This is a genomic window from Mangrovimonas sp. ST2L15, assembly GCF_001280515.1.
In the GTDB taxonomy this organism is placed as follows: Bacteria; Bacteroidota; Bacteroidia; order Flavobacteriales; family Flavobacteriaceae; genus Mangrovimonas; species Mangrovimonas futianensis.
The window spans coordinates 413,971-426,173 of the sequence record NZ_LBIQ01000030.1; the positions used below are offsets into that span (position 1 = coordinate 413,971).

Below are 12,203 nucleotides of genomic sequence, written 5' to 3' on the forward strand. Positions count from 1 at the left end.
GATCGTTAATTTAATATTTGGTGCAAAATTTTTCTTGTTATTAAATAGGTTGGCTTAACCCCTGTAGTTCCCAAACCTCCTGAAGCCAAAGTACTTCCTGTTTCCAAGGGATTATCACTGGCATAATAGGCATATCTCACCTTAACATTTGGATTGATACTACCCCTAACTTTGGAAGCTGATTGAATGGCTTTTTGATAGTGAGCTCCTTCCATTTCCAATCCAATGACATTCCATGTAGAATTGTAAAAAAACCTCAAAATGTCCCTGTTTTGAAGAGAGGTACCTAAAACAGTAATCATAGTGCCTTCAAAAACATCAATTCCTTCTCCTTCTAAATCTGATTTTTTCAATTCATTCTCAAAAGGATAATTATCGGCTGTACCTTCGAAAATATGAGCTGAAGGAATCATTATATCACCTTTACCGCCTTCTAAAATACCTGCTTTTCCCATGATGGATATAGACTGAACATCAAGATGCTTTTTCTTGCCATTTGGGCTATAAGGCTTCAGCAATTCATCAATTGTCTCATAAGCCTGCTCTCCAAAAGCATAATCCATCACTAAAATAACAGGTTTATCCTTTAGTATTTTTTCTTCATCTACAGAGATATCCCCATGAGAAAAATCCATTTGAGATGTATCAAATAATTGTACATCAATATTGGTTCCAGAAGTATCTTCTATATATATCATTCCTTTTTGCAACGCTTCCTTGAAGATTTTATTGCGTAAGGCTTTGTTTTCATTTTTACTGATGTCTTCATAAATTTCAAAAACACCCTTTTTTGCCATGAGTGATTTCAAGGCTGAAGGCGCAAAACATACATTCATGACACTATGCATATTCGCACTAATTATATGAATTGGCCTATCCAATAGTCCTTTTGAGAACATCACTTCCTTGATACGATCTGCCCATATTTCTCCGTGTATATGATGTCCCAATCGCTCTCTCAATACTGGACTGAAAGTAATGGTTCGTTTATTACCATTGATTTGTTCTTTAATGGCTAGTTTTCCTAACCAATAAACGATTTGCAACAATCGTTCAGGTTTGCCATCCATCGCAAACTTGTCGTATACGGCCAGTAATTCCTTAAAAGTTCTACCCAAAATATTAGCGGTGTGGGTAATGGCCACTTCCCGTTCTTCCTGAGTTAACTTTTTCTTTGATAAAACGGCCTTTTCCAACTTTACCCAATCTCTAGTTGTATTGCCACTTTCATCAATGAGAACACGCTTACTTATTTTATGAGACTCAACAAATAAAAAGGTTAAATGAGTTAAAATATCATAAATTTCAGAGCGGCCACGAGTGATTTCAATGTTCATTTGCTCCTCATCAATCCGGTAACAATTACGTCTTCGTTTGGGAGGAATTATGGGTTTAAAATGAGAATTGGCATAACCCTCATCACTCGTAAGGTTAATATAAGAACATTCTTCAATCCCATAAGGGAGCCTTTCTATCACATATAACAATCCCTGTAATTCAGCTTTCTCATCTCCAATAGATCCATAAATCTCAGGTCGTAATAACAACAGAGCCTCCCTAAGGGTCTCTCCAGACACTCCCATTGGTTTATAAAACCCTCTATTGAAAAGATGTCTCATAGTGATGTACATCCTTTCAATGGCATTGGAACTCTCCTGAGCCCTAGTTCGTTCGTGCTGATTTAACTTACTCATAATGAATTTTGGAACGCAAATATAACACTATTTAACCAATATGAATTCTTCAAGAGCATCTGCAATTTTACGATCATTGGATAGTCTAGGAATTTTATTTTGTCCCCCCAACTTTCCTATGGATTTCATGTAATCTTGAAAACCATTTTTCTTGATTGGCCTAATAACCAAAGGCTTTAGCACCTTTCCAACGATTAAATCATAATAATAGCTGTTTTGATTTTGTAACGCCAAATCTATTTTTGATGAAATTACTTCCAGATTGGCAGGAAGCTTCTCAAACTCTATAAACCATTCATGGTATGGTAATCCTGCAGTCGGGTTAATTTGAGGAGCCACTGTAAATTCAGTGACTTCTATTTGATGAGCATCCATGGCCTCGTTGAGGGCATACTCTACTTCCTTCCCAATAACATGTTCACCAAAAGCGGAGATAAAATGCTTTATGCGGCCTGATACAATGACCCGATAAGGTTTTATGGAAGTAAATTGAACTGTGTCTCCAATATTATAGGCCCACAATCCAGCATTGGTAGAAATCAACATAACATAATTGACTCCTATCTCAACATCTTTTAACGTTAATCTTTTTGGGTTCTCATCAAAAAATTCATCAGCTTTTACAAATTCATAGAATATTCCAGAATCCAATAATAACAACATCCCCCTTTCTCCCTGTTTATCCTGATAAGCAAAAAAGCCTTCACTGGCAGGGTATAATTCGATACTATCGACTTTTCGGCCAATAAGATTTTCAAATTTCGTTCGGTAAGGTTCATAATTAACCCCTCCAAAAATAAACAGGTTAAAGTTTGGAAATACTTCACCAACCTTCTTCCCTGTTTTTTCTATGATCCTTTCAAAATACATCTGTACCCAAGAAGGAATTCCTGAAATTATGGTCATATCCTCAGGAAGTGTTTCTTCTACTATGGCATCCACTTTGGTTTCCCAATCTTCAATACAATTGGTCTCCCAACTAGGCATTCTATTCTTCTGCAAATATTTTGGCACATAATGAGCAACTATCCCTGAAAGACGTCCTAACTGAATACCATTCTTCTCATCCAAAATGGGACTTCCTTGTAAAAAGATCATCTTGCCATCAACAAAAGCTGTATTTCCAGTTTCTGCCACATACATCAGAATAGCATTTCTTGCGGCCTCCACATGAAATGGCATGCTTTCCTTTGTTATAGGGATATACTTAGCCCCAGATGTAGTTCCAGATGTTTTGGCAAAATAAAGGGGCTTGCCTTTCCAAAGTACATTTTCTTCACCTGCAACAACTCTCTCTACATAAGGTTTTAAAGCCTCATAATCTCTTATAGGCACCCTATTTACAAAATCTTCATGGCTTTTAATCGTCCCAAAATCATGATCTTTTCCAAAAGCAGTTTTCTCTGCTTTTTTTATAAGCTCAAAGAAAACTTTCTCCTGGGTTTCAATCGGGTTCATGGCCCATTTTTGTACAGACTTATGGACTCTTTTGGCAAATGGCTTAACTAAGGCAGCTTTTAATGAAAACATTAATTAAAATCGATAAAATTGGTTGGATTGATCGGGTAGCCATCTTTCCACAGTTCAAAATGTAGGTGAGGTCCCGAACTTAACTCACCTGTATCTCCAATTGTTGCAATAACCTCTCCTGATTTAACCAACTCACCTTGGGTCTTGTTTAGTGAAGAGTTATGCTTATAAACAGATATTAATCCATTCCCGTGTTCAATAATCATGACGTAACCCGTCTCTGCTGTCCATTCAGCAAAAATAACTGTTCCATCTGCCGTTGCTTTAATTGGTGTGTTTTCTGGAGCAATGACATCTATAGCGTAGTGCTTTTCATCAAAATTATACTCCTGTGAAATGGACCCACTTATAGGAGGGAACAGCACAAAATTAATCGTTGAAGTGGCAGTTTCAAACAAATTGTATTTGTCTTCTTTCTCAACTTTTAAACGTAGTAAAGAATCCTCTTTGGAAGGTTTCAAATTAATTACAGAAGCATCCAATTTAGCATCTTCAATTGTTGAATCCCTATTGAATTCTTGAGGACTCACCTCGCCATGAAGTACCTTTCTAATAGACTCAAAATACTTTTCGTTTATGGCCATAAGCCGTTGCAAAGAATCTGTTTTATAATTCAATTCAACAGCCTTCTCTTTTAAAGCAGTAGAAGAATAGCCTGGAATATATTCTCTGAGAGGTGTAAAAGCAATTAAAAAAATGGTTCCCAAAACCAAAAAGATGGATGTTAAGGACATCAACACAAAAACATTTAGGCGGTTTAACCTAAAGGATAAGCGCTCTTCAAAAGTATCTTCATTTAAAATAACCAGTCGGTACTTGTGAAGTAGCTTCTTCTTTATTTTCTTGGATTTCTTTTTTTCCGCAGTCATTATCTAACAAAATTAATTAAAATAATTCATGGCTATGTTTAGTTAATGCTAAAGTTGTTATGAAAACGCTTTTATTGAAGTTTAATTATTAAATTTGCCCCATAAATAATAGATGTTATGATAGCAGCAAGTATTTTTTTAGCAGTAGGTCCTTGGCAAATCGTTTTAATTGTCTTGATTGTTCTATTGTTATTTGGAGGTAAAAAGATTCCTGAATTGATGAGAGGTTTAGGTAGTGGAATTAAGGAGTTTAAAGATGCTAGCAAAGATGAAAATGCATCAACAGATAAAAAAGAGTAACTACTTTTTTGACCTATAAGAAAAATGCCCGACAATTGTCGGGCATTTTTTTATTCCATTATTTAAAACTGTTACTCCTCATCAAATTTGATGGATCTAATGATTGATTCCAGTTCAAAGACATAATCTCTCTTCTCTACAGAAGGAGCAAAAACAAAACCTTCTGCAACTAAAAGCCTATTGTGCTCCTTATCGTCTACAATATAGTTGATAAATGGGCCAGCCATAAAATCCTTTTTCACATCCCACATTCCTTTGGTTTCAATACTTGATTTTCCATCAATACTCGTGTCAAAAATAAAGGGAGCATAAGCATCATCTGTGGTCATGTGGGTTCCATCCAACCTTCCAGGAATATGAGTTCTTCCAATTGAATCCCTTAGCTTCAAAATATCTCCCACAAGGCTATCTCCCTTTTTAATGGCGCCATAAGGCAATTCATAAAGCATTAGGTTTGAGTGCCCTGTGGTAATGTCTTTTCTAATCCAGTAAAAATCATCCTTATCAACCGCTATTCTATAAGCCGATGGAAATGTAATAGAGATACCCAATTTCTTTTTGATGGTATTATTGACATTAGGAGATAACTTAATTCGTCGTTGTTGCTCCTTAATTTCTTCCGCCTTAAAAGCCGCTATGATATCATCTTCATGACCCTTTATTTGATCTATGATTGCTTCTTTAGTTGGCCCAGTAACCAATACTACTCTTTGAGGTCTGGCATAAACGTCCTTTAAAATTTTTACGTTAGCCTCTTGGGTTGTTTCAATCTTCAAAACGGTTCTGTTTTGAGTTACAAACCCAGAAAAAACAGCAGGTGGAATTTGATTCATTGTGAATAAAGGCTCGTCCTGTGGCAAACCATCTACCGGTGCGGCTAAAACATTTCTAATGGTTTCACCAATACTTCCTTCCCAAAAATCATTGCTTAACACCACAGAAAGGTGGTTTATTTTTCCTGAAGATTCTGGTAGTACTCTAAAGTTTGAAGATTTTTTTCCATCGCTTTTACAAGAAGCTATCAGTAAAATAGCTAGGAAATAAATAATTTTTTTCATGATGTAGTGTTCAATTTGATGGAACTTGATTACCCTTTACTTATTTTTAATTTCATGCCGGGTTTTAAGTTGTTACCACTAATATCGTTCCATTCTTTAATATTATCAACAGAAACTCCAGGAAATTTTTTAGAGATGCTCCACAAAGAGTCTCCTTCCTTAACTACATAGGTTTTAAAATCATCTGGAGACTGGGTTTTGGAAGCATTGGTTTTGTTACTATTTGAACTCGTTGGTTTAGAAACCATATTTCCAGGTTTTCTTGGGTAAATGGTTAACCTTTGACCAATATTGATGTTATTGCTTCTTAATCCATTCCATTGTTTAATCTGGCTTACCCTAACACCATATTTGCGTGCAATGCGCCCCAAATAATCACCACTTCTCACTCGATACGTAACCTTGGCATCAGCTTCAAAAAACTGAGGTAAAGGCTTTTCTCTTTTATTGAATTCAGCTTTGGCAAAACTATAAATGCTATCCTCATTGTTTACAAACATCCCTATCGATTTTCGAGGCAGTCGCAAATAGTATTTTTTGCCCTCAATTTTTGGGATGATGTCGAGTTTGTAAGACGGATTTAAAAACTGAAGTTCCTCAATGGGTACATCGGTCGTTTCTGAAATTTGATCCAAAGAAATCATGTCTTTCACCAAAACTGTGTCAGTTTCAAAGTAATGAAACAAAGGTCTTTCCGATTTAAAACCGTGTTCCTTGGCATATTCAAAAATATACATTGTGGCTAAGAAAGCTGGAACATACCCAGCTGTTTCACGTGGAAGATTGTGCCTAATATTCCAATAATTGGTATAACCACCCGATCTTCTTATGGCCTTAGAAACGTTCCCAGGCCCCGAATTGTATGCTGCAAGAGCCAAATCCCAATCGCCAAAAATACCATATAACTTAGACAAGTATGCCGCCGCTGATTGGGTGGACATAATAGGATCGCTACGCTCATCTACATAACTACTCACATCCAAACCATACATCTTTCCAGTGGTAAACATGAATTGCCATAGACCTGTAGCACCCACTCTAGATTTGGCTCGCGGTTTTAAAGCTGATTCCACTATGGAAAGGTATTTCATTTCTAAAGGAATGTCGTAGTTGTCAAATTCGGCCTCAAACATGGGGAAATAGAAATGACTCAATCCCATAATGCGTTCAAAATAATTCCTACGATCTTTTAAAAATCTCTTGATAACACTCTCCAAAGACGGATTGTATTCCACATTAAAAGGGGTCTTGGCATTTAGTCTGGCCAATCTAGCCTTTAGGGTATCTGTAGATAGTTCTGGATAATCTACTGGTTCAAAATCGAGTTCTGAAACGGTTTTATAAATCGTGTCAAAAAGGGTATTGCTATAAAGCTCCTCCAACCACTTTTTGTCAATGCTCATGGCCAATTCGTGATCTTCCAAATGACCAAAACTCAAAGAATCCTTGACGGGAATGCCTTTTACAAAATGCTTTTTACCATCTACAATGGTATCCACATCTAGTCCTTCCATCTCATTTAATTCGGCCTCTGTATATCCTAACTCTTCCCGGTCAACCCGCAAAGAATCTTGACTCCACATAAGCTGACCAAAAAATAGCAAACCAAAAAAAATACCGTATTTCATAAATGAGTGTTTTGTTTCAAGCATACAACGCCAAAATATTAGAATTCTTATAAAAAACAAATCGGCACAAATTCTGTGCCGATGTTTACTTAAATCTATTCTAAAATAGCAGCAATACCCGGAAGTGTCTTGCCTTCAAGACTTTCCAACATGGCGCCACCACCTGTACTGACATAACTTACTTTGTCTTCAAAACCAAATTGTTTCACTGCAGCAACCGAGTCACCTCCTCCTACTAAAGAGAATGCGCCATTTTTAGTGGCTTCAGCAATGGAATTCCCCAATGAAATGGTTCCTTTGGCAAAATTCTCCATTTCAAAAACACCTAAAGGTCCGTTCCATAAAATGGTTTTACATTGGTTAACAACCTTATCAAAATTCTCTAATGTTTTAGGTCCGGCATCCAAACCTTGCCACCCATCAGGAATTTTATCTACATCAACAATTTGCGTCTCTGCATTATTAGCAAAATCGTTGGCGGCAATAACATCTACTGGTAAATGAACCTCAACGCCTTTTGCTTTGGCTTGTTTTAAAATATCTAATGCCAATTCTTGTTTGTCATCCTCGCATATGGAATCACCAATAGAACCTCCTTGGGCTTTCACAAAAGTATAGGTCATTCCTCCACCAACAATCAGATGGTCTACTTTATCTAAAATATTTTCTATAATGGTGATTTTTGAAGAAACCTTAGCTCCTCCTAATACAGCTAAAACAGGTTTTTCGCTGTTATTTAAAACCTTGTCAATACTGTCTATTTCTTTTTCCATTAAGAAACCAAAGCATTTGCTTTCTGGGAAAAATTGAGCAATAATGGTGGTAGATGCATGAGCTCTATGTGCTGTTCCAAAAGCATCATTTACATAAAAATCACCCAAGCTCGCCAATTGTTTAGAGAACTCTACATCTCCTGCTGTTTCTTCGGAATGAAAACGTAAATTTTCAAGTAATAAAATTTCACCTGGCTTTAAGTTTTGAGCAGCTTCTTCAGCTTCTTGCCCTATGCAATTTGATGCAAACTTCACCTCAACACCCAAAATATCTTCAACTTTTGGAACAATATGCCTTAAAGAAAACTCATCTTGTGCTCCTTTAGGCCTACCCAAATGAGACATCAAAATACAACTACCACCATCTTCCAAGATTTTTATAATAGTTGGTTTTGCAGACACAATCCTTGTAGCATCAGTAACCTCAAATTTATCATTTAAGGGAACATTAAAATCGACTCTGATTAAAGCTTTTTTGCCCTCAAAGTTAAAGTCATTAAGTGTTTTCATTTTTTAAAAATTTAGAAACACAAATATAATTCTTTCCTTTCAGAATAAGGATGTAATTCTGTTATCTTTGCCTTATGCAGTTTCGCGAAGTTCTAGGTCAGGAGCACCTAAAAAATCATTTGGTACAAAGTATTGAGAACGGAAGAATTCCGCACGCTCAACTGTTTGTTGGTCCCGAAGGTTGTGGCACCTTACCTATGTCTATTGCCTATGCCCAATACCTATTATGCCAAAATGTTGAAGGTGAAAATACCGGTGGTAATGAATCTTGCAATTTAAAATTCAATAACCTCTCCCATCCCGATTTACATTTTGCCTTTCCAGTGGCAGCCAATGACAAGGTTAAAAAGCATCCTGTGTCCAATCATTTCATGGAAGAATGGCGCGAACTCTTGAAGGAGCAGCCTTATGGCAACCTGTTTGACTGGTACAAAAAACTCCATATCGAAAATAAACAAGGCCAAATTGGCGTGGATGAGGCCCTGGAAATTGTAAAGTCGCTTTCGCTTAAATCTTATGAAGGTGGTTATAAAGTGATGATTATTTGGATGGCAGAGAAAATGAACGATGCCGCTGCCAATAAACTATTAAAGCTGATAGAAGAACCGCCAAACAAAACGGTTTTTATCTTGATTGCTGAAGACGAAGGACAGATTATAAATACCATTAGATCCCGCTGTCAGGTATTGCATTTTCCTCCTTTGTCTGAAAATACCATTACCGAAGCCCTTGTGAAAAATTACGATCTTAAAGAAGAGGTCGCTATTAAAATTGCACATCAAGCTGATGGCAACTATAACAAGGCTTGTGATTTGGTTTATCAAGACAGTGAGGACACCCAATTTGAAACTTGGTTTATTTTTTGGGTGCGAAGTGCTTTTAGGGCCAAGGGGAACAAAAGTGCCATACACGACTTGATTAGTTGGAGTGAAGAAATTGCCAAAACAGGTCGTGAAACCCAAAAGCAGTTTTTACACTTTTGTTTGGGCTTTTTTAGACAAGCTATGTTGATGAATTTTAAGGCTCAGGAATTGGTTTACTTGGAAACCCAAACCAAAGGCTTTGATCTCAGTAAATTTGCGCCCTTTGTACATGAAAACAACATTTTGGATATTTCCAACGAGCTTCAGGACGCCATTTACCATATAGAGCGTAATGGGAACGCTAAAATTATTCTAACCGACTTATCTATTAAATTGACGCGACTGCTTCATAAAAAGCCAGGGTAAGAAGTTTATAGCTTTTGGTTCCCTGTATAATCCAATTAAAAATTGCAACTATAATTTCTAATTGTTTATAACATAAATAGTTTTAGAAACAAATGAGCTTCTTTCTAATAACCTTAAGGAATCTTTATAGCTAATCATTACTTCATCCTTAATCAACCCTTCCAAATAATATTTTCCAATACTGTCAAAATTCTTGCTAAAATGAATTACTGGATTTCCTGTTTTGATGTCATTCTTATTAGGATAAAAAGAATCCTTTTTTTTAGCCACTAACAAATCGTCCTTATTATCAATAACATAATTAGTATTTTTTCTAATATATAACGACACCATTCTAAGGGTATCATTCCCTTCAAACAAGTTTTTAGTTATAGTATCAAAGCTACTATTGTACTTTACAAATCCCTTAACTTCTTTGTTAATTATAACTGTATCAGGAAAAAATAATTCTACATAATTTCTCCCTTCGAACTTTTTCTTCTCGTCAATAAACCCGGTCCTTTGTTTACATGATACTATTAGGAAAAACATCAATATTAACAAAGCTAATTTATATCTCATATTGTAATTATAAAATAGAACACCATACTGACAGTGGAAGTCTTTAACATAAAACAATACAAACTTACACAAAAACATGTGTTATCTGTTGTTAGAATTTTGAGAATGGATATAACAGCAATAAGAGAAAAACACTACCTTTTCCAATATTTGTTAAAGAAAATCATTGCATCAAGCCATCACCAACTCTGGAATTTCAACAGCGTTTAAATCTTCTTTACAATTTTCCAATTCTTGTATAACTGACTTACCAAGAGCTGATGAAACAAACAACTGTTGGTAATAAGCAATCCCATCAAACAAATGCGTCTTAAAAGTCGTCCATTTTTTGATTTGCTTGGTCGTTACCTCTAATGACATATCAGCAAGTTCATTTTTAATATAATCCACATACATCTTGAGTTCCTTAACAAACATATGGGGACGGTTTTTATGCGATAACACCGACTTATAGCCATAAATATGTTGCATCATCTCAGAAAGCTTCACCTCCTTATCAAAATAGGCCATATTGGGTCCCGGACATATCACTACGCCTTGAGCTTGCCCTTTAATGGGTAGGTTGTTTTCCAAATATGACGCATTGGCCAAACCAACACACAAACAAGCCTTTTCGGTGATTTTAGCCTTCGCGCTTTCATAAGCTTCATATGTCAACTCACCCCTTTTAGCTTCTAACTCCTCGAGTTTCACATCTTGGTATTTTTTAGATGCCGTACAGGTTCCCTCGGGATCCAACTCTTTACTGAGTGCCAAATATTTTTTAGGACAGGAACTTCCTGCTTTATGAGCATCAATACGCTGTTGCTTGTAAAACTCGTTGGTTGTACCCTTGATGGTATTAAAGGGAACTCCTAGCGGTGAAATACCGCTTAAATGCAAGTCCTCTTCTTGCGCCTCAGCCAACAAATTTCTAGTTTCCTTATCTACCGAAGTGGCTTCGGGCACCAATAAAAATGGAGATCCCCAACCTACTGAATCTACTTGATAATGATCCAGTAAAAATTGGTGTTCTTCGGCAGTTCCTACACCCCCTTGTACTGTAATCTTGAGTTCCAATGGTTGCTGAGGAACCGATTTGTCCTTCTGACTCAACGAAGCTACCAAAACGGCATGGGTTTCCTGTATCAGTTCGTCTCTTTTCGTTTTGAATTCTTCCAAAATGGGCCCCAATAAATAGCCCTCTGTCGCAAAAGCATGTCCTCCACAATTCAAGCCCGATTCAATACGATATTCTGAAACCCAAAGGCCCTTTTTAGCCAAAAACTTCCCTTGAATGGTTGCCGACCGGTAATCACTCACCTTCAGAATAATTTTCTTATTCAAAACCCCTTGTTCGTTGGGAAAAAAATCATCAAAGTTTTCAAAATAACTGTATAATCTGGGATTCATCCCAGCCGAAAGTACCACAGAAGAATGCAGCCTACTTTGGGCAAACCCTCGAAGGGATGCATGTGCATCATTAAAGGCAACAGGGAGTTGTTCTCCTTTATTAAAATTATCCTTATCAACCTTGGTCATGATATTCACATCAATATCGCCTGGTTTTAAATGCGCTTCTAAATAATGCTTGATTTGCTCTTTAAAGGCAGCTCCCTCTTCTAGTAAATGGGTAAGTCCTTCCTTGATACTAGAAGTATTTGGTAAGGTAGCCATAAACTGTTCTAAGGCCGATTTGCTCTCAATCAATTCTGCTTTGAATTTGGCGAATTTGTCCTTTACAATGGTATCTACTAGATTGAGGTATGACGTCACACGTTGAGCACGGTAATCTTGAGCTTTTTTTGTGATTTCTTGATAAGGCAGCTGGATCTTTTCGCTGTAAAAAGCGTTCATTCGCTCCATCAACTCATCATCAATGATAGAGATTACCGAGGAAATGCCGTAATGAGCCACTCTTATGGGGCTGTCTATGGTATAGGATAATCCCATTACAGGAATATGAAAGCTATGGATGGGTTTAGGATTGGTCATCTTTTAATCTTTAAAATTTAGACAAACCACAAAAATGACCAATCCTAAGTTAATAAAAGCTGACAATTGTCATGCTA

Annotated in this window: 10 protein-coding genes; 2 read left to right on the forward strand and 8 right to left on the reverse strand. The window is 36.6% G+C overall.

Going from position 1 to position 12,203, the window contains the following annotated elements; translation table 11 throughout:
* Window positions 1-5: 5 nt before the first annotated feature.
* From ZA07_RS05765 to ZA07_RS05775, 3 genes are read right to left on the reverse strand one after another with little or no spacing between them, the layout of a single operon-like run.
* The gene (locus ZA07_RS05765) at window positions 6-1,694 is read right to left on the reverse strand and encodes a hypothetical protein (RefSeq protein WP_053970771.1); all 1,689 of its coding nucleotides are present in this window, start codon (window positions 1,692-1,694) and stop codon (window positions 6-8) included.
* A gap of 27 nt (window positions 1,695-1,721) precedes the next feature.
* A complete protein-coding gene (locus tag ZA07_RS05770) occupies window positions 1,722-3,224 on the reverse strand; it encodes a GH3 auxin-responsive promoter family protein (RefSeq protein WP_053970772.1) in 1,503 nt (500 codons plus the stop codon).
* On the reverse strand, window positions 3,224-4,093 hold the full coding sequence (locus ZA07_RS05775) for a M23 family metallopeptidase (protein WP_053970773.1): 870 nt from the start codon (window positions 4,091-4,093) through the stop codon (window positions 3,224-3,226). Before ZA07_RS05775 ends, ZA07_RS05770 begins: the two co-directional genes overlap by 1 nt.
* A 117-nt stretch (window positions 4,094-4,210) precedes the next feature.
* Here ZA07_RS05775 and tatA point away from each other — a divergent pair, with 117 nt between their 5' ends.
* Window positions 4,211-4,393: a twin-arginine translocase TatA/TatE family subunit gene (gene tatA / locus ZA07_RS05780; protein WP_053970774.1), complete on the forward strand. Its 183-nt coding sequence runs from the start codon at window positions 4,211-4,213 to the stop codon at window positions 4,391-4,393.
* A gap of 71 nt (window positions 4,394-4,464) precedes the next feature.
* Here tatA and ZA07_RS05785 read toward each other — a convergent pair whose 3' ends face one another.
* From ZA07_RS05785 to pgk, 3 genes are all read right to left on the reverse strand, one after another.
* Complete coding sequence (locus ZA07_RS05785; RefSeq protein ID WP_053970775.1) at window positions 4,465-5,451, reverse strand: DUF4837 family protein; 987 nt, start codon at window positions 5,449-5,451, stop codon at window positions 4,465-4,467.
* Between the two features lie 29 nt (window positions 5,452-5,480).
* A complete protein-coding gene (locus tag ZA07_RS05790) occupies window positions 5,481-7,079 on the reverse strand; it encodes a LysM peptidoglycan-binding domain-containing protein (RefSeq protein ID WP_082316584.1) in 1,599 nt (532 codons plus the stop codon).
* 95 nt (window positions 7,080-7,174) lie between these two features.
* Complete coding sequence (pgk, locus tag ZA07_RS05795) at window positions 7,175-8,362, reverse strand: phosphoglycerate kinase (protein ID WP_053970777.1); 1,188 nt, start codon at window positions 8,360-8,362, stop codon at window positions 7,175-7,177.
* Between the two features lie 74 nt (window positions 8,363-8,436).
* Between pgk and ZA07_RS05800 the strand changes: the two genes are divergently transcribed.
* Window positions 8,437-9,591, forward strand: coding sequence for an ATP-binding protein (locus ZA07_RS05800; RefSeq protein WP_053970778.1), 1,155 nt, complete (start codon window positions 8,437-8,439; stop codon window positions 9,589-9,591).
* A 57-nt stretch (window positions 9,592-9,648) separates the two neighbouring features.
* On the opposite strand, the gene ZA07_RS05805 is transcribed toward ZA07_RS05800, so the two are convergent.
* Window positions 9,649-10,152: a hypothetical protein gene (locus ZA07_RS05805; RefSeq protein ID WP_053970779.1), complete on the reverse strand. Its 504-nt coding sequence runs from the start codon at window positions 10,150-10,152 to the stop codon at window positions 9,649-9,651.
* A 171-nt stretch (window positions 10,153-10,323) separates the two neighbouring features.
* Entirely contained in the window at window positions 10,324-12,126 is a 1,803-nt protein-coding gene (locus tag ZA07_RS05810) for a hypothetical protein (RefSeq protein WP_053970780.1), read from the reverse strand.
* Between the last annotated feature and the right edge of the window lie 77 nt (window positions 12,127-12,203).